General features: G+C 46.0%; 12 protein-coding genes and 1 pseudogene. 5 read left to right on the top strand and 8 right to left on the bottom strand.

The window, feature by feature from the left end; genetic code table 11:
* Positions 1-144: 144 nt before the first annotated feature.
* From BI182_RS05470 to BI182_RS05435, 8 genes and pseudogenes are all read right to left on the bottom strand, one after another.
* On the bottom strand, positions 145-4233 hold the full coding sequence (locus BI182_RS05470) for a PEP/pyruvate-binding domain-containing protein (RefSeq protein ID WP_286806050.1): 4089 nt from the start codon (positions 4231-4233) through the stop codon (positions 145-147).
* Positions 4234-4805: 572 nt separating this feature from the next.
* Positions 4806-5522, bottom strand: a pseudogene (locus BI182_RS05465) (amino acid ABC transporter ATP-binding protein); the annotation flags it as partial.
* The gene (locus BI182_RS05460) at positions 5519-8509 is read right to left on the bottom strand and encodes an ABC transporter permease subunit (RefSeq protein WP_286806047.1); all 2991 of its coding nucleotides are present in this window, start codon (positions 8507-8509) and stop codon (positions 5519-5521) included. The pseudogene BI182_RS05465 and the gene BI182_RS05460, both read right to left, overlap by 4 nt.
* A 125-nt stretch (positions 8510-8634) precedes the next feature.
* Positions 8635-9045: an ATP-binding protein gene (locus BI182_RS05455; RefSeq protein WP_070370794.1), complete on the bottom strand. Its 411-nt coding sequence runs from the start codon at positions 9043-9045 to the stop codon at positions 8635-8637.
* A complete protein-coding gene (locus BI182_RS05450) occupies positions 9042-9644 on the bottom strand; it encodes an N-acetyltransferase (protein ID WP_148638551.1) in 603 nt (200 codons plus the stop codon). Before BI182_RS05450 ends, BI182_RS05455 begins: the two co-directional genes overlap by 4 nt.
* The gene (locus BI182_RS05445) at positions 9641-10195 is read right to left on the bottom strand and encodes a GNAT family N-acetyltransferase (RefSeq protein ID WP_148638552.1); all 555 of its coding nucleotides are present in this window, start codon (positions 10193-10195) and stop codon (positions 9641-9643) included. The genes BI182_RS05450 and BI182_RS05445 overlap by 4 nt, the downstream gene beginning before the upstream one ends.
* 3 nt (positions 10196-10198) lie before the next feature.
* Positions 10199-11821: a SpoIIE family protein phosphatase gene (locus tag BI182_RS05440; protein WP_286806042.1), complete on the bottom strand. Its 1623-nt coding sequence runs from the start codon at positions 11819-11821 to the stop codon at positions 10199-10201.
* Between the two features lie 14 nt (positions 11822-11835).
* Positions 11836-13563, bottom strand: a complete 1728-nt coding sequence (locus BI182_RS05435; protein WP_286806040.1) for an MATE family efflux transporter — start codon at positions 13561-13563, stop codon at positions 11836-11838.
* Positions 13564-13924: 361 nt separating this feature from the next.
* Here BI182_RS05435 and BI182_RS05430 point away from each other — a divergent pair, with 361 nt between their 5' ends.
* From BI182_RS05430 to BI182_RS05410, 5 genes are all read left to right on the top strand, one after another.
* Positions 13925-14602, top strand: a complete 678-nt coding sequence (locus tag BI182_RS05430) for a response regulator transcription factor (protein WP_286806038.1) — start codon at positions 13925-13927, stop codon at positions 14600-14602.
* On the top strand, positions 14602-15912 hold the full coding sequence (locus BI182_RS05425) for a sensor histidine kinase (protein WP_070370788.1): 1311 nt from the start codon (positions 14602-14604) through the stop codon (positions 15910-15912). Before BI182_RS05430 ends, BI182_RS05425 begins: the two co-directional genes overlap by 1 nt.
* Before the next feature lie 124 nt (positions 15913-16036).
* A complete protein-coding gene (locus BI182_RS05420; RefSeq protein WP_502691630.1) occupies positions 16037-16735 on the top strand; it encodes an ABC transporter ATP-binding protein in 699 nt (232 codons plus the stop codon).
* 11 nt (positions 16736-16746) lie between these two features.
* Entirely contained in the window at positions 16747-19332 is a 2586-nt protein-coding gene (locus BI182_RS05415) for an ABC transporter permease (protein WP_286806036.1), read from the top strand.
* Entirely contained in the window at positions 19325-19891 is a 567-nt protein-coding gene (locus BI182_RS05410) for a hypothetical protein (RefSeq protein WP_286806034.1), read from the top strand. Before BI182_RS05415 ends, BI182_RS05410 begins: the two co-directional genes overlap by 8 nt.
* Positions 19892-20094: the final 203 nt, after the last annotated feature.

The following is a 20094-nucleotide window of genomic DNA, read 5'->3' as shown; positions in this document are numbered from 1 at the left end:
TTTCTGCTGTCACGATCAAACACGCTTCCCTAAAAAGAACTCGCAATTATTTCTACTGATCGTTTTTGATATAACGGAAACTATCTCACTTAATCGCATTCGTTTTCGTTATATCGTAATCGATTATCAAGTTAACTCCCATCCTTAAATCTCACCGATCTCATAATTCCCCTTGTAAATATTCCCCAGCCCACCGTCGATGGAGATGGGATCTCCCGATTTAAAGCGATGTCCATTGATGGTACATTCTTTGGTTGAATCATTGACTTCCAGCCCCTTACATTTAACAATACAAACCTTACCAACGCTGGCAGCCGCCACGGCAGCATGGGAGGTGACCCCGCCCTTGGCGGTGATCAGCCCGTCGCAGACAAAAATTAAGGGAATATCATCCGGAACCGTATCCGGTCGCACCAGAATAATTTTGGCCTCGGGACAGTGTCGTTTTAAATCCTCCATATCCGCCATATCAAAGGCCAAAAGCCCGGACAACACCGCACTGCTCATGCCGATGCCGTGACCAACCAGTTCCATTTGATTGGGTGCTGGCAGAAAGCTGGAAAAAGCTGTCTGTTTTTTGAGGTTCTGATTCCTCGTCTGGAGAATATATAGATCTTCCGGGTTATCAGACTCAAAGGTAAACTCTATTTCCTGGTGGACAAAACCATATTCTTCGATCAGTCGAACCGCATAACGCGTCAGTTCCTGGTAGATATTGGGAAAGCCCGATTCCAAGGACAGACTGCTGTCCCGATAATCCCGTTTTCTTTGTGCCTCGCTAATCGGCAGGGTATTGACCAGGCCGGAAACCACATCTTCACCCTGACTGCAGAGGGCAAAATCACCGTAAAGATTTATCCCGGCGCAACCGTTAAAAGGACTGCTGGTAAATACGACCCCGGTACCAGAGCGGGCCGAACGGTTTCCCAGCACCATTTTCTGAACCACCACAGCGGTGCCCCAGTCCTCGGCAATCTGCAGATGATCCCGATAGTAGACGGCACTTTCCGAAAACCATGAATCCAATACCGAGCCAATGGCTTGTTTCAGCTGCTTGAAGGGGTCGTTTTCGATTTCGATTTGATAGTCGGTTAAAACCATTTTATAGCTAAAGGCAATGATTCTCATCTGCTCGGGACTGAAGTTGATTTTTAGGGTCACGCCCCACTGCTGTTTATATTCCAGCATCACCCGGTCAAACACATCCCGGTCAATGCCATAGGCCATCCCCCAGCTCTGTAAAAAGCGCCGGTAACAATCCCAAGCCGTCCAACCATAGCCCTGCTGTTGGCTGAATGCGGCCGCGATTTCATCATTCATGCCAACGTTTAAAAATGTTTTCATGGCCCCGGGCAAAGAAATGGATGAACCCGAGCGGATCGAAAAGAACAGCGGATTTTCGGCACTGCCAAAGGTCTGGCTGGTAATCTCCTCAATCATTGCAATATGTTTTTGGATCTGCCAATCCATATCCCGCCGCATATCCGGATGGCCCTCAATGGTTTCCTTGTGCCGGAATACTTCGGTGGTAATCACAAATCCCGGCGGAACATGAAAGCCATAGTTGATCAGTTTCTTCAGAAAATATGCCTTGGCCCCCAGAAAAACCGGGTTATCAATAGCAAGCGTGGCTTCGGTCAGGAGGCTGAACGAAATATCCGGGTCGTATGTCAGCATGCTTTCAATAAAGGAACTGGAATAGTTTTTCATCAGGCTTCTCAGCCCGCTGATGGTGTCGGTGATAAAGTTATCCAGATCCTGAACCAAAAAAGCAGTTGACAGGTTGTCCCGGAGGAATTTCTCAGATTCGATATGATAGAGTCGGCGCTCATCGCCAACCACTTTTTGTTGCTTTGCCACCAGAATCTGAGGAATAATAACCCGCATCGGAATCTCAAAAAGATCGAAAAAGTATTCGCTGATAATTTGTTTGATATCATTGGCCATAAACTGAAAAATATTGATATATTGATGGATCGAAAAGCTGGGCGAGGCCAGCCCGAATTTCAGCATATCGAGATGAGAATTAAGCCCCTGATTAACAATTCCGTCCAGCTCCAGGCCATCCTTAAACAGCAGCAGAATATGATAAATCTGACGAAAGGTTTTGGCCGTAATGTACTCAGCGTTAAAGGGCTGGGTAATCTGGGTCATCAGTTTGACTACGGTTCGTTCGAGCCGATACATCAGCCCCAGGGCATCAAATTTGGGCTCCACATATTCGCCATACATCGAGGGAATATCGGCGGCGATATGGCGCTTGTAATATATGTTTTCAGAGGCTTCGCTGGGACGGGGATCCAGAATAATCGTTTTAAGGCGGTTCATATGCTGATAAATCTGGCGGATCGCCGCTTCCTGATCATTTTGTTTCAGGCAGTTTTTTAATTCACTCAGATCACCAGTCAGGTTGGGGCTGTAACCGCTGAGCATGGCCAGCACATCATCAAATTCAAAGGAGTACTTTTCCAGCAGCAGGAAATAAACCCGAAAAAGATTGAGTACCCGCTTGTTGTCCAGACCCTGTTCCGAACCAAACCGGTGCAATCCCGCCCGGATCGCCTCAATATCCAGACGTAACAGCCCAACCGGGGTGGTTTCCAGCTCCTGACACAGCCTGATCATCGTGTCATGGGGTCGGCTAAACCACTTGCTTTGAGGATCAAGACTTTCATAAATTTCCTGGGGAATCAGCTCCTTTAGCGGTTCCTTATTGCCGTCATACCAATAGGTAATGATTTTCCGGGCCAGATCAATATGCGTATTGTTACTTTCGATATGGATCTGTTTGCGCATAAAATGAATCAGTCGATCCTTGCGCCGGGAAACCTCATCAATGGCAGTGGTCACATCCCGGAGCTCGCCCTCGGCGCCGATTTCTTTGAAATAGACCGGAAATATCCGGGCCAGCTGCTTGATTTCGCGGTAAACCGGGGTGATCTGACTGTTGAGCAGCCGGGTAATATCCCGCTGAAACAGATCAGTGTCCGAAATAAAGATCCCCCCCAGCTTGAGGTTGACAATCAGCGCCGCCAACAGCTCCCGCATCGCCCGAGGATCTTCCTCGATTAATTCCAGCCAGACCCGAATATTTTTAACGTGGTTCGAATCAATCAGAATCTGCCAGTCACTATTGAGACTTAATTTCCCCGGAGCGTTAAAACCCAGTCCGATCAGCGCTTTGGTAAAATAATCGATATTGGCTCGATCCCCGGTGGCAATGATTTCTTTACCCAACGTCAGCAGACAGTCCAGCACGGTATCGCCATGCTCCTGCCTGAGTTCCTGAAACTCGGCCATGATGGTGTTGATAAATTCGGTAATATCCTGGGAATCCAGTTCATCAAAAATATTGCCCAGATTCCGGTTGATATCGTAGATCAGATGGTCGTTCAGAGTTGCCATGCCCGGTAAATGCAGGAGATAATACAGATAATAGATGGTTTCGATATGAGTCGGAAATTTTTCTGAAAAACTGCGGAAATAGTTGGCGATGTCATTGAAGAACAGCTGCTCCTTAAGTTCCGGCCAATGAATCGCCTGTTGGCGACGGGTTCTGAGAGCTTCAAAAAATACCTGCCCAATGGCCTCAATATCGGTTGCCTGTAAATGGGGGAACAATTTCTGCCGGGAGTTAAACCAAACCTCGGCCTGAGAGCTTTGCTCCCAGAAATCAATGCACTGATCCAGAAGATGTGCAACGATCGCTTCCAGAATTTCAGCAAATTCAGGCTCTGCTGCCACCTTATTGAGATAAATTTTGAACACACCGGAATTCTTGACATAAAGCAGTTCATGCTGAGCCATATCCTCCTTAAGGACATCGATACATAAAAAAATAACCGCTTTGGGATACGCATCAAAACTGGCCAGCCGATCCATAAAACGGATCAGAACCTGGCTGAGCAGCGTCCGCTGGCTGTCTTTGAGTTTGGATCGCAGCACTGAGCGGATTATCTCCACCAGAACGGTGAAAGCCTGTTCTGACTCCGGTAGATCATGATAGAGCCAGATATCACCCAGACAAATGGTCTGCAGCGACTCGATGACATAGCGATTATTACGATATTTATGATTGAGCTCGATTAAAAATTCCTGGGTCCGTTTATGAATCCCCCAGTACTCTTTTGATAATTCACCGAACCACTGCTGGTGCTCCGGGATTTCAGTATGGGTTTCCCGGGTCTGATTAAGATTGGCCTCTAAGGCCTTTGAAGAAAACACGTTAGCCATTTTATTATCCCCCTGATTCAATCTATTTGGGTAAATGTCGGCTTTACCTTTTCCTCAGTATAGCATAATCACTCACCGAATTGAAACCGTTTTCGCAGCCAATCCTATTTATTTACTACGTCAAACACCTCCAAATCGGCTTTGATTCGGAGGCGTTTGGTAAAATCATCGTTCGTCGAGCGCAACGTGAGTTATTTTTGTTGGGCTGGTTAAATAATTACCTTAACCGTATTTCGGCCCGCTTCATGACTAACGTCAAGTGATTTTGCATAGTTATGGATAATCGCCAGGGATAGTTCATTTTCATCGCCCTGCTCCAGATCATAGGCGTCCCCGGAAAAACTGGCCTGGATGGCGATCTCTCCGCTTAAATCCGAATACTCAACTAAAAGTGTGACACTGGCTCTGGGAAAGGCCCGCAATAGAATGGCCAGCACCAGTTCTTCACAAACCAGCTGGACATTCATAATCTGCCGATCGGAAAACATCTGTTTTTTAAGGAAGCTTTCGATTTTGGCATTAAGTTCATAAAGATCAAAGCCGCTGCCTGCCGCCGTATATTCAAAGGCTGAAATCTTCCGGATAAAGGCCCGGGTCTTGGGCTTCTGCGGATGGTCAAAAATTTCTGCCGGTACTCCGTCTTCGTAAATGCCCTGCTCATCCATATAGAAGACCCGGCTGGAAACATCCCGGGCAAACTTCATCTCATGGGTTACAATCATCATTGTCATCCCGGTTGATGCCAGCTTGCGGATCACCCCCAGCACTTCGCTGACCATGGTCGGATCCAGGGCCGAGGTGGGCTCATCAAAGAGCACCACCTCGGGTTTCATCGCCAGGGTTCGGGCGATCGCCGCCCGCTGTTTCTGGCCGCCGGATAATTCGTCCGGAAAGGCCAGCGCTTTTGACCGCAGCCCGACCATTTCCAGATAGGCCAGCCCTTCTTCATAAGCTTGCTGACGCGGGATTTTGAGCAGATTAACCGGCCCCAGCATCAAATTTTCGATGATCATCAGGTGGGAAAAGAGGTTAAAGGACTGAAAAACCATCCCCATTTTCTGGCGTAATTTTGCTACATCGGCATTTTTATCGAGAATATTCTGCCCTTCAATATAAATTTCTCCGGCAGTCGGCTTTTCAAGCAGATTAATGCACCGCAAAAAAGTCGACTTACCACAGCCCGACGGCCCGATAATCGAGATCACCTCGCCTTTTTTAATCTCGGTGTTGATATCCTTTAGCACCTGTAGCTGACCATAGCTTTTCGACAGATCTTTTATTTCAATCATTTTTGCACCTCAACAACTTCTGCGTCAATCTCAACAACGCCTTTGACTACCCGTTTCCGGCGTTTGGGGTCAATCTGTACTTCAATCTTTCCCAGTAACAAAATAAACAGGTAGGTGATGACAAAATAGATCGCCGCCGTTACCACCAGTGGAAAAAACGCTTCAAAGGTCCGGCTGCGGATAATATCGGTCATCTTGGTCAAATCCTGAATAGCAATATAACCGACCACCGAGGTCATTTTTACCATACTGATAAATTCGCCTTTAAAAATCGGCAGAATGTGCCGTAGCGCCTGGGGCAGGGTGACCTTAAAAAAGCTGGCCACTCTGGTAAACCCCAGTGCGTAGGCAGCCTCCAACTGCCCTTTATCGGTGGCGTCAATGGCGGTTCTGAAAATTTCTGCCGAATAGGCGGCAAAATTAATCGAAAACCCAACCACCGCAATCAGTACCGGATGGATGTCCACCGAAGCAAAAATAATATAGTAAAGGATCATCAACGTCAAAACAATCGGCACGCCCTGAATCAGCCGAATATAAACGACCGCCAAGCCTGAAATCAGGCCCACCCGGGAACGACGCATCGCACAGATGAGGGCCCCTAATAAACTACCAAAGAGCAATGACAACAGCGAAATGACAATCGTCGTTGAAAGTCCCTCCAAAATCAGTTGATACCGGTCTTCAACAACAAAGGTCTTGTTAAAGCTCTCCCCCAATGACGCTATCATGCCAGCCCATTGTTGTCCTCCTGTCGAAGCAGCCACTGCCTGATTTCTGACAATCGCCACAGCCTGATCAGACTTTAGTGGTGTCAGAAAACGAATCGATGCAGCCCGTTCCGGAGTATACGCAAGATAGAAGGCCAGATCAATTTTTCCTGACGTGATACTAGGAATGATCGCTGAAAAATCCATTGGCTTTATCTCCACGTTCATTCCCATCCTGGCAGCCAGACTACGTGCCAGATCAACTTCAAGACCAACCAGTTCGTTATCCTTATAATAGGAATACGGATAATCGTCGCCTAAAACTCCGGCTATCAGGGTTCCTTTCTCGCCAGTCAGATCAACCGGCGTCAGCACTTTTCGGTCTTCGTTTTCGCCCATCCATTTTTCGGTCATCGCTTTTAAACTGCCATCATCGATCATTGTTTTAACCGTGGCATCAAGGGCATCGCCGAGCTGGGTATTGGTCTTATTGACTCCGATTGATGACGAGATATCCGCATAAGGCGGCAATGCAATCAGATCAGGGTTCTGCTCAATAATTTCGGCAACCTTTGACTGACTTGTCAGTAGCGCATCGATTTTTTTTGATTTTAGCGCTTCAAGCATCGACGAAAAATCATTGAATTCATATTCATCAGCCTGATAAAGTGGTCGAAAATTGTCAATATGAACCATCCCGGTAATAAAACCAACCCGCTTGCCATTCAGCTCCTCATTGGTTTTAATGGATTGATCAACCATTGACGCTGCCGCCATATCTTTTCTGATCAAAGCACTGTTGTGCAAGACCACATAGGCATCCGTGTAGAGCACCTCTTGCCCCCGCTCATCAGTCTTAAAGAAGTCAGAAATAATCACATCGCCCTTCCCGCTTTGGAGGGCTGGAATCATCGCCTGATAATCCATGGTAATGATTTCATAATCGAGATTGGCATAACTGGCAAAGCGTTTCATAAATTCAACATCAAAGCCAGTCAGTTGTCCATTTTCATAATAGTTCATCGGTTCGGTTAAACCATTGGTAATAATCGTGATTTTTTTCTCCGGATTTTGGGGCTTGGGTATATCCGGCATTTCCCCACCGGTGTTATTTATCCACCGCTTCACCATCGCTGCTGCCGTACCATCGGCCTGATATTGTTTAATAAAAGCATTGAGCTGCTCATTCATGGCCGTATCATCTAGTCGGACAACAGCGGCAATCTCGATATTGCCCAGCTCTTCGTCAAGCTTGACCAGATCCGGGTTGCTTAACAAAATCCGATCAACCCCAGAGCTATCATAAATCACAGCGGTCACCTTACCGCTTTTAAGCGCCGCCACCCCATCCATAAACTGAGTAAAGTAGGAAATGTCAGCATTGGGCATCAGTTCTTTAGCCACCTCTTCCGGCGGAGTTCCCTCCGGTACGCCAATGGTGTAGCCGGCTTTATTCAGATCACTGCTACTGCTGATCAATGTCTGGCTGCTCTGAGTGCCTTCAGTTGCTGCCTGTCGATCGGCCTTGACAACAAAAACCTGGGGATTGGGAAAATAACCAGCGGTAAAATCGACCTTTTCCGATCGCTCCGGGGTATTATACATGGCCGCAACCACATCACTATTTCCCGATTGGAGACTGTCAATCATCGCTTTAAAGTCCATATCCTGAAATTCGACCTGCATCCCCAGTTCATATGCGATGCGGCTCAGTAATTCCACATTCATCCCGGTTAGCTCCCCATCCTGAACAAAACACCGGGGCTCAGTCAGGGATGTGACGGCTACCCGCAATACCGGGCCGCTGACATTTTTGGGCACGTCAACAATTTCATAGTCGCCGCCCGCTTCCGGAAACCAGTGACCTTTAATTTCCTCCATGGTGCCATCGCTTAAATAACGGTTCAACACCGCATTAAGTTTCTGGTTAAGCTCAGTATTCTCTTTCTTAAGGGCCATTGCTGTCACTTCATCAGTCAGTGCTTCTGGTAACACCATGGTTCCTTCGTTACTCTTTACAAAATTTCGCGCTGTTGCATAATCCATGATGGCATAATCAATTTTTCCCGCCATCAAGGCAGCTGACTCATCAACGTAATTGTTGAAGCGATTGATTTCTGCCTTGGGGTATTTTTCCGGAGCCATCGATTCGCTCACTGTTCCAATCATCGTTCCGATTTTTGCCGTTTCCACGGGTGGAAGGGGCGCCACCGCCTGACTGCATCCGGCAAGTAATAATATCATTACCACGCAAAAGCCTACAAAAATGCGTTTCATCAATCGCCTCCATTTTTAGTTACTGTTCATTTCCAGATAATCCCGGTGCTTCCGAGCCGGGATTGATCAACCCGCTCCAGCCACCGTTATTATCTACATTAATAATGCTTAAACAACCGCCTGATTCAGGACACCAATTTTTTTATCGTCAGAATATTTTTATTTTCTTCAAAGCGATAGTCTACCGCATCCATGCTTTTTTTAACCATCAGCACCCCTAACCCGCCAATTTGCCGTTCTTCTGCGGTTAAGGTAATATCCGGATCAGGATTTTCCAGGGGGTTAAAGGGATCGCCCTGATCAATAAACTGAATTTCCACCAAGGGCGGTTCCCCATAATTATCAACTTGAATGATGACGTTGCCGTCATCCGGAGCATAGGCATAGTTGGCAATGTTCACAAAAATTTCTTCCGCAGCCAAATCAATCTGAAAGATCATTTTCATACTGGCCCCAGCCGTCTCCAATTCGGTATCGATAAATTCAAGCACCTCCGGCAACTTATCTGTCGATGCATTTACAGTTAATTTCTTCATCTTATCTGATCTCCTTTACTGTTGTTCAACAAATCCACCAAAACGCCCAGAACTTCAATCGTCTTGATGGAATGGAATCCAAGCCTTTGATAAAAGTAGTTATTATCTTTTATGTTGCTGTTTTCAAGATAGATGGGACAATCCCTGAATTTTTCAATCGCATAGTCCATCAGGGCCCGCCCCGCCCCCCGATAGACTGAACCGATCATGAAGAGATAGTGATGTTCCTGATTATAATGGTAGCGTTCGGTAATCAGGGTTTCATTCCTCAGCCGGATCATGCTTTTTAACTGAATCAGTAATAAGAATTTGATTATTTGACCAATCATTCCACTGACAAAAACACTGCGGATACTAAAAAAAGGTTTTCCTTTATGATTCCAGATTGATGCCCCAACAATTTTTTCGTCAACAACCGCCACATGGATTTCGCCATTGCGATTATAGTACTCCACCATCAGTCTGATATAGCGGCATAAATCTTTCTCATTCTGAAAAACTGCCAGGTACAAGGGATCACCCTTAAAGGCCTGACCCAAGACTGCCGCAACCTCTTCGAGACGATGTTGATCCAGCTTTTTATCGCTTATTGTGATCATAACTGCCCCAAAACGAGCTCTTGATCGAGTTCAAAAAGAGTCGTCTGATTTCTTGTCCAGATTGCTTGGCCGCCTAAATTTGACATACTTTTGCATCCTTCATTTGTTATTGCAAAACAAAACACCCGCTCAATTGGGAAGCCCTGATTCTGCTTTTGCTTAAGATAATCCCAGAGTTGATCATGCAACTGCTTCGAGATGCCCTGATGCCGGAAAATCTCATCCACCGCCAGATCCAGGATCAGGATGTAATTACCCCTTCCTTTCTCCAGCGGTACTACCTCATTTTCATTCAGATTGTCGTCGATATATTCCTGATTCGACACCGCCCGCTGATAGACGGATTCATCGACCCCAAAAAAGCTGATAAAGCCTGCCAGAGTATCACCTTCATATGCTGCAATAATCCCTTCCGGGAACTTTACAAAGCGCTTTAACGCCATCCCCTGATTGGTTAAAATGTCATCCCCATAAATTTTGCAATCCAGATCAAGAATCGCCTGAAATGCTTCTATTGACAATTCCTGCCCCACTTTAATGGTGATCTCCATCTGCTACGCCTCAAGCTTGAAGCCCAGCATGGTGATGTCGTCAAATTGCGGTTCCTGATCGGCAAACTCATCCACATCCTCAAGAATGTCAGCGCACAGCGCTTTAATATCATGCTCTTTTTTTGCCGCCACCAATGTTTGTAGCCGTTCCAGTCCATAAAACTCTTTTTTGGTATTATTCGCTTCAGGAATTCCATCGGTGTAGAGATAAATAATATCCCCTTTTTCAATTTTTGATTCATTCATCTTATACTTAGCCGTTTCAATCCCGGCACAAACAAAGCCTTTTTTGCCAGTCAGCATTTCAACCTGACCATCTTTTTTCCAGATTATGGCCGGATCATGACCGGCATCACACCACTGGAATACCCCCGTTTTGACGTTGATAATGGCAATCAGCAGGGTCACAAACATTCCCTGCTCGTTATTATTACACAGGGTGACATTGGCTTCGGTCATGACTTCATCGACCGGCAGGCGTCGGAGCACTAGATCTTTCACCGTGGCTTTGGCCATGGCCATAAACAGTGCCGCTGGCACCCCTTTACCGGAAACATCACCGATGGTAATACAGAAATGGTCATCATCGACAAAAAAGAAATCATAAAAGTCGCCGCCGACGTCCTTGGCCGCCCGCATTGAGGCATACAGGGTAAACTCGTTCCGGTCGGGATATTCAAAGTTCCGGGGCAGCATCCCTTCCTGAATCAGAGTAGCAATGCGAAGCTCGGTCTCAATTCGCTCTCGCTCCGAGGTGACTGTCGTCAGCTCATTAATATAACGAATAATGTCACTGGTCATCTTATTAAAGGCTTCGGCCAGAATTTCGATTTCATCCCCAGTTTTAACATCGATATTCAAAGCCACAATCTCACTTAAGTTTTCATCGACATTGGTATTAACAAAATCCGTGGCATTATCGACAATCACCTGTAACGGATCAATAATCGACTTATTGAGAAACAGCAGATAAATCGTGATAAACAAAATTAAGATCAAAGCTGCAATGGAAGATACCAGAATGATATATTTGAAAAGGGTTGAGTTGATCTCCTTCATGGACATATCTGCCCCAACTACTAAAACCGGATTGCCCTCACTATCTTTTAACACATTGAACGCCGAAATCAGATAGCCAAACTCACTTTCATTGGTGATGACCACTTTAGGCGCATCCGGATCGGTAAACAATCGATTGGCAGCGTCAATATCTTCCTGGGGATAATAGTCCGTTCCCAAAAAATCACCAAGCCCAAAATGACCGGCCATCCCGGGCGTGGTTCCCTGACCAAACACCTTAAATCCTTCTGCGGTTGGTACATAGGCATAAAGATATTCCAGATGATTCTGTTCCTGCAATGTCTGAAATTCTTTAATCAATAGCTCATAGTCGGCATCAGGCTGTCCCGTTTCATAGTACTGATTGACCTTGTCCACCGGTACAAAAACAGATGCCGTTTTGACGAGTGAGGTGATATTTTCTTCATAACGCTTAAACATTGAGTCCCGATAACTGAAATAGGAAATCAACACAATCACCAGCGAAAGCACCAGTGCCAAAATCATACTGGCTGAGGCGAACTTTGTTTTTAGGCTGATGCGACGAATATTCTTTTGATCTTTCATTCTTGCCACCTTTTTTATAGAATAATAAGTAAATTGTTAAATACCAGCGTCCGATTATAGGCAAAGGATTTTGCTTTCTTCCGAACAATCGATACGCCCAGATAATCCAGGGCTTCATCCGGTTTTTCCGATTCTTCAAAGGGATTATAGCTGGTGCTGTCATCCCTGAGCCTGATGTAGATGTCCTCTTCAAATAGGGCGATTTTTATATGGATATAATGGGGTTTCCCATCATTGAAGCCGAAATTAATGATATTAGCTGCCAGCTCTTCAATGGTCAGATTGATAAAGTAAGCATTTTTGCTGTCGATATCCAGGCGTTCACAAAAAGCTTCGATCTCTAGCACACATTTTTCCAGCTCCTTTATATCCGCCGAAAGGGTGGTTTCATAAAGATTGTCTTTACTGATTACCGGCTCCCGAAACAGTAAAATATTTCGGTACCCCCCTTGTTTTTTGAGCACCAGGGCCGCAAAAAGCAGGATCACCATGGTCACGGTTTCTGCTGCCACCATCGCCAGTGCTGTCCCGACGACGCCAAACGCCGGAATTAACCAGGCGCAAAAGGCGACCAGCAGCAAAAACCCCCGTAAAAAATAAATAATCCCTGCCAGCGTCGGCCGCTTAATGGTCTGATAAAAATGGGCCATAACGCAGTTAAAACAGGTCTGCACCACCCCCAAAGCAAAGATCCGGATGGTCTGGGCTACCAGCGGCAGGTTATCAGTCACCCCAAACATTGCTGCAATCGGCTCGGCCAAAATTAGTAACAACAGGGCACATAAGCTACTAAGCAAAACCGAGGTCTTTAAGGACAGGCTCATGGTGTCATAAACCCCTTCAGTATCCTTTTCCCCGGCAAAGGTTGCCACCAGCGGCGCCAGGGCCAGTGATATCCCATCAAAGATCGCATAGGCAAACAAGGAAACATTAAAGAGAATATTATAAACCGCCAGTCCCCCGACCCCAACCGTTGCACTGAGTAAATTGTTGATGACGACCAGGGTGATACCCTGATAAATAAAGGCCGAGGCGATTCCAAAACCGCCGTGAAAAAGCAGATAGCCAGCTTTGGGGCTCAGGGAAGTCTGCCCGAATTTAAGATGATTATGCTTTTTTAAAAAATGCATGCCATAAACGGCAATCGCACATAACTGTCCGATTACCATCGCCAGAGCGCCACCAAATACGCCCATATTCAGCCCAAAAATAAAGATAAGGTCCAGTACCAGATTGACGATCACCGAGACGCTAATACCCAAAGTGGACAAAAACGGATCAGCATCACTGCGAATCAAGAGAGAGATTACCGGCGCCAAAATGAATATCGGTGCGGTGATAACAATCGGCCACATATAGTCCCTGGCTGCATCAATTTCGGCCCCGCCGGTGAGACCAATGATGGTCGGAAGAAAGAGACTTCCCAACACGGCAATGGCCAGACCAACGATAGCAGCAAAAAATAATGTCTGGGTAAAATAGGCTCTGACCCCATCTTTATCCTCGGCGCCGATGGCCTCAGCTACTTTCAGAGAGCCACCAACACCAAAGGCATAACCGAACAGATTATAAACCATGTATATAGGCATTGATACCGCCAGCACCGATAGTCCAACTTCTCCAAAAGCGTTTCCCAGAATAATGGCATCCACAAAGGTACCCAGCACCACTCCCGCTGAGGAAAGAATACTGTTGATGACAAATACGCGAAAAGCCTTGTTAACAAAATGTTGATTATTCATGATGCCCTCTCTCATTGCTTCCTTTTTTAGCAAGGATAGCCACACCCACTGGTTGCCGTTAAATGATCGACACGTCATTTTTGGTGATTAAATATATGATTGACTACAAACAAAATTGCCTGAACAGAATAAAGTTATACGAGGCTATTATAGCATATAAACGACTTTGATTGTCGAACATTTCTTTACTTCTGCTGTAAATTTTCTTACTCTTTGAATATTATACGTCATCACTGATGCTTATTTTTATAAGCCACTAAAATCACTGAATTCTTTATTTTTATTTTATATTTACCGGGTATCATTAATACGACTCACTTTTTCGATTATTTAATATTTACAAACGATGCGGAGGTCGAACATGCCCAAACAAATACTGGTCGCTGATGATGACAGCGATATTGCAGCAATCATTGCCGAGGTCTTGACGGACGAAGGTTATCTTGTCCACACTGCCAGTAATGGACTGGAAGTTCTGGATAAAATAAATACTCATGAAATCAGCCTGTTGATTTTAGATATTATGATGCCTGAAATGGATGGTCTGGAAGTTTTGACGCAGCTAAAAAGAGAAAGCAATACTCCGGTCATGATCCTCAGTGCCAAGGGCCGGGATATTGATAAGGTCATCGGTCTTCAAATCGGGGCCGACGATTACATGGCCAAACCTTTTTCCCTGGATGAATTGGTAGCCCGAGTTTCTGCCCATCTTCGCCGGGAACACCGTCGCGAAAAAATCAACGAAATAATCCGTCTGGGTACTATTGAACTGAACAAATCCACCTTTCAGGTTTTTGTCAAAGGAACCCCAACGGATTTTTCCACCAAGGAATTTCTGATTCTCAGCTACCTGATCGAAAACAAAGGTCAGGTTCTGACCCGGGAACAGATTTATGAAGCCGTCTGGAAAGATGCCTACGGCGGTGATATGACAACTGTCACAGTTCACATTAAAAATATCCGTTCAAAGCTGGGATGCGAAAGCAATCTTTTGGAAACCGTCTGGGGTGTCGGTTATCGTATGACAGGAGGTCACTGATGTCGATCCGCTTAAAACTCTCACTTTCCTTTATTTTGCTGTTTTTACTGGTCGTTGGTCTACTGTTGGCAAGCTTTTTCTTTTTTTATCGCGGCGACTATCGGGATGGTCTGGTGGCCGATCGGGAACATTATGAAGCCCTGGCCGCAGATCTCGTAAAGCAAGCGGCTTCACTTGAGGAAGCAGACATTATTGCACTCCTGGCCGCCCAGACTGAAAACGGGGATCAGATGCTGCTTCTTGATTCCAATAATCAGTTAATCTGGTCCAGTGGTGAGGCGCCGCTCAGTACCCGGCTCAGTGTCAAAGACTTTGTCATCCGTGATGATAAAGTACGCTACGCCCTACGGATCAATTATAATTTTCACAGCCGCAATCAGGTTATTGAAGACTACATTTTTCAGTATCTCTGGCTGATTATTCTTTTAATCATTGCCTTATTTATGTCCATTGCCTATTTCCTTCACCGCTCCATTACTTACCCGCTTTCGGTGCTTCATGACCGGATGATTCAGGATCCTTTGCAGATCAAAATTCAGGCACGACATTACCGCAATGACGAGATCGGCGAACTGGAAAAGCGCTACGATGACATGCTGGTTCGCTTACAATCCTCAGACCGGGAACAGCAGACCATGCTGGCGGCCATATCCCATGACTTACGAACCCCACTCACCTCAATTGCCAGCTATACCGATCGCCTCGCATCGGGAAAAATTACTAATGCTGAAAAAATAAACCACTATTACGCTGTTATCCACCAGAAATCCGAGGATATTCGACTGCTGATTGATCAATTTCAGGAAGCCGCCCAAATTATTCATCACGATCACACCATGAACTTTGAGGTAGTAACGGCGGCTCGTTTCTGGCAATCCCTCCTGAATCCCTATCTGTCAGACTGGGATGATGTGGATGCCAGTATGGACTATAACAGTCACCTTTCCGACACTGCCCAAATTCAGGTCAACAAACCGGCCCTCCAGCGGGTGATCGGCAATATTCTTTGCAATGCCGTTAAATATGGGGGCCATCCACTTTTTGTTGATGTTCATCTGTTTCAAACAAAACACTGGCTAGTCCTAAAAATAGAGAATAACGGGCAACCGGTACCTGGTGAACAACTGCCGCTGCTTTTTGATCGATTTTACCGGATAGAAGCCTCCCGCTCCAAGGAAAAAGGGGGTAGCGGCTTAGGCTTGTACATCTGCCGGGAACTGATTACCCGGCATGGCGGCAGCATCCGGGCTTACCAGCCTACCCGGTATGATTTTGGCATTGAAATCCAACTACCGCTGATTAGTTCTTAATTTTTCTTTACTGTTTCCATATTTTTATTTTATTTCCCAGTCATAAAATGGATTGTGTCAGGAACACCCGGCATAATCCATTTTTTATGGTCGTTTTTTTAAGCGACCGGGAAAGGAATCATTAATGATGAATGAATTCAAAGGAATCACCAAAGAATACACCATGGGCGAAGTTAAAATAGCAGCGCTGGCTGGTGTCGATTTTACCGTAAACCGGGGCGAGTTTGCCATTATCGCCGGTCCCAGCGGTGCCGGTAAAAGCACGATTTTAAACATTCTGGGGGGCATGGATTCGCCCACTGGGGGTGAATTCACCGTCAACAAACAGCCCCTTCACTGCTACGGAAAAAAAGACCTGATTACTTACCGTCGTCAGGAGGTCGGCTTTGTTTTTCAGTTTTACAATCTGATCCAAAATCTGACCGCACTGGAAAATGTTGAACTGGCCGTAGAAATTTGCAAGAATCCTTTTAAGCCTCTGGAGGTATTAAAACAGGTCGGTCTGGAAAACCGGATGATCAATTTTCCTTCCCAGCTTTCCGGCGGCGAACAGCAACGGGTTTCGATTGCCCGGGCGCTGGCTAAAAACCCCACTCTACTCCTCTGTGATGAGCCCACCGGAGCGTTGGACTACAATACTGGCCGATCAGTGCTGAAGCTGCTTCAGGATACCTGCCATCGTACCGGCATGACGGTGGTACTGATCACCCATAACCTGGCGATTGCCCCCATGGGTGATCGGATTATTAAAATCAAAAATGGCTGTGTCGAAAGTATGTCTGTCAACGCCACCCCCCTTCCAGTGGAAGATATTGCGTGGTAAGGAGAAAAGCAATGGGAAATACCATTATTAAAAACGCCTTTAAGGAAGTCCGTTCGTCCTTCTCACGATTTTTAGCCATCTTACTGGTCATCATGATCGGCTCCGCTTTTTATACCGGCTTGAAATCGGTGGGTCCTGATCTTGAGGCTTCCGCCGATCGATATTTTGAAGCAACTCACTTCATGGACTTTCGTTTACTGTCATCTATCGGATTTAATGATGCCGATCTGGCCGCAGTCCGGAACAGTTCCGGCGTGGAAGATGCCCAACCAATTTATACCATCGATGCGTTTTTGTCATATGGGCAGCAGACCAATGTTGCCCATGTAATTTCAATTCCAGATTCGACCGTGGCCATCAATGATCTTCATCTGGTAGAAGGCCGATTCCCTCAACAATCGGATGAATGTGTCGTTGATAAGCAGCGCTCCGAAGCCGGTCCAAAAATCGGCGACACCATAACGCTCTCGTCAGGAACCGAAACACCCATCAATACAAGTCTTAGTCAAACTGTCTACCATGTGGTCGGCCTCGCCGAAAGCCCCTCTTATCTGACCAAAGACCGGGGCACCGCTAAATTGGGAACCGGAAAAATAAATAGCCTGGTATTTCTCCCCGCAGCCAATTTTACGCTGCCTGCCTACACCGAGATACTGGTTACCGCTGCCGGAACCTCCGAGATATCGGCCTTTTCAGAAGAATATGCCGAAATGATGACCCCGTTAGCCGAATCCCTCACCACCGTTGCCAATCAACGTAGTGAAATCCGCCAGCAGGAACTGAAGGCCGATGCCGAAGCTCAGCTGGCCGCACAAAAAACAGCCTTTGCCGCCGCGAATGGCATCGCTGATCCCAGTCTTCTGGATTCCTCCCCGGAATTTTTAGAAGCTCAAAAATCAATAAATGAGCTGGCGGCACCCCAATGGCATGTCCTCAACCGAGAATCCAATTCCGGTTATCTGGATTATCAAAATACCATTGAAAGTACCAATGGCATCGCCAGTATTCTGCCGCTGTTCTTTTTTGGTATTGCCACCCTGGTCTGTCTGACCACTATGACCCGAATGGTGGAAGAACAACGCACCCAGATTGGAACCCTCAAAGCGCTCGGTTACAGTAATGCTGCCATTGCCTTTAAATATCTTTTGTATGCGGCGACGGCCAGCGTTTTAGGCAGCCTCCTGGGCTGGGCCATTGGTTTTATGCTCATTCCCCAGGTCATCTTTAACGCTTATCGGGTACTTTATACTTTACCCGAAATGACTCCGGCTTTTCATGTTTCAATTGCGGCATTATCGGCGCTTTTTGCCATCTCAGTCACCACTGTCGCCACCTTTTTAAGCTGCCTGACCATCCTTCGCTCTGCCCCTGCGGAACTGATGCTGCCCAGTGCCCCACCACCGGGCAAACGCATTTTTCTGGAAAACGTTGACTTTATCTGGAAAAAGCTTCAATTTAGTCAAAAAATCACCTTTCGAAATCTTTTCCGTTACAAAAAGCGCTTCTGGATGACGGTACTGGGTGTGGCCTGTTGCACTGCCATGCTGGTTGCCGGGCTGGGCTTACGGGACTCCATTGCTACCCAGGTCGCCGAAAAACAGTTTGGTGATATCATGCGCTACGACGTCTCCCTGCAATTAAAAGAAAATTTGACGATGGAACAAAAATCAGCTCTGGTCACTACCCTGGCAAACACTAACCTCTCTACGTATCTGGATAATACCGTTAATAACATCTCGGTGCAAGGTAGCACCGACAATTCAGACCCTATCGACAGCCTGCTGATGGTGCCCGCCGATCCGGCCGCTTTATCCAACTATTTTATGTTGCGCAGTTATGATACCGGAGAGCCCTTAGTTTTATCCGATCACGGGGTGATTTTGACCCAGAAACTTGCTAAAAACCTTGATGTCACCACCGGCGATACCATTGTGATTAAGGAAGATGAAACGACTACCCAGCTTGTGCTGGTGGAAGGAATTGCCGAGAATTACCTTCAGCATTATGTTTTTCTATCTCCGAGCTACTACCAAACCATTTATGGTGAGCTGCCTCAGCCCAACCAGGTTCTGGGCCTACTTGATTCGACCCTGTCACAGGAAGATCTGGCCGCTACCCTAATGGCCACAGCGGGTGTTTCCGCCGTTCGCTTCACTTCTGATAATGAACAGGATTTTCAAAACACTCTGGGAAGTATCAATTATCTGATTTGGATCATTATCATCGCTGCAGCGCTACTGGCGCTGGTGGTGCAATACACCCTGACAACCATCAACATCAGTGAGCGGTTCCGGGAGATCGCTACCATTAAGGTATTGGGCTTTTATGACCGTGAAGTGTCTGCCTACATTACCCGGGAAAGCTATCTGCTCACACTATTCGGAATTCTTCCCGGCCTGATTGGTGGGATCTTTTTGCATGGTTATATTCTGGATGCTGCCGAGGTTGGCAATGTAATGTATGTTGAGTCCATCCTTGCTCAAAGCTTTATCCTCAGTATTTTGCTGACTTTTATGTTTACCTGGCTGGTGAATCTAATCATGATTGGCACCCTTAAAAAAATTAATATGGTGGAGGCATTAAAAAGCAATGAATAGAAAAGAGAAACCCGCTAAAAGAAAAAACAACAGCGTCAGAAAAAAGATTTTGATTCTTATCGGCAGTATTCTGCTTTGTATCGTGATTGCCGGAGTTTCCTGTTTTATATTCAGGGCTTCCGATTCGTCAAACTTACCCGATCCATCAGATCTCAGCTCCTCTGAAATTTCAACCCCAACCACCGGCGTTGAAACAACCTTTACTCAAACACTTGATCAACTGATACAAACCTCGAATCGGATCACTGGTCTGAAAATTAATCAGACACTACTTTCACTCTCAGGATTGAATCAAGCCGTTACAACCATTATGTATAATCAAAAGCAGATTATCGCCCGGTGTCATGAACTCAGTGAAACGACCGCGGATATCCCTGAATCTGATGAAAACATGACCCTGTTTTCTGAAATTAATCAACTCAATAAAAACTTGGATTCCAATTGTGATCAGATCCTGGAGGCCAAAAAACAACGAGACCTAACTGCTTTGGAAGCGCTTTTGAGTGACACTGCCAACCTGCAGAATGGGATTATTGACGCACTGGAGCAGGTCTCTTAAGATAACTTTTAGCGATATCTATATTCATATTCCTTAATGAATTCTTAATCAAGAATCATTTCAAGATACCCTTAAGCATTTCCCTGTATAGTATGAATAAGCAAAGCATCATCAAACACTTAACTATTCTAACCTTTCATGAAAGCAACGGCCCGTTGAAAAGCCGTTGTTTTTATTTTTTGAACATTTATCCCCTTCCAAGC

The sequence above is a fragment of the Acetobacterium sp. MES1 genome (assembly GCF_002237635.1).
In the GTDB taxonomy this organism is placed as follows: domain Bacteria; phylum Bacillota; class Clostridia; order Eubacteriales; family Eubacteriaceae; genus Acetobacterium; species Acetobacterium wieringae.
Note: the sequence above shows the minus strand (reverse complement) of the source record. Positions and strands in the feature narration are given on the sequence as shown.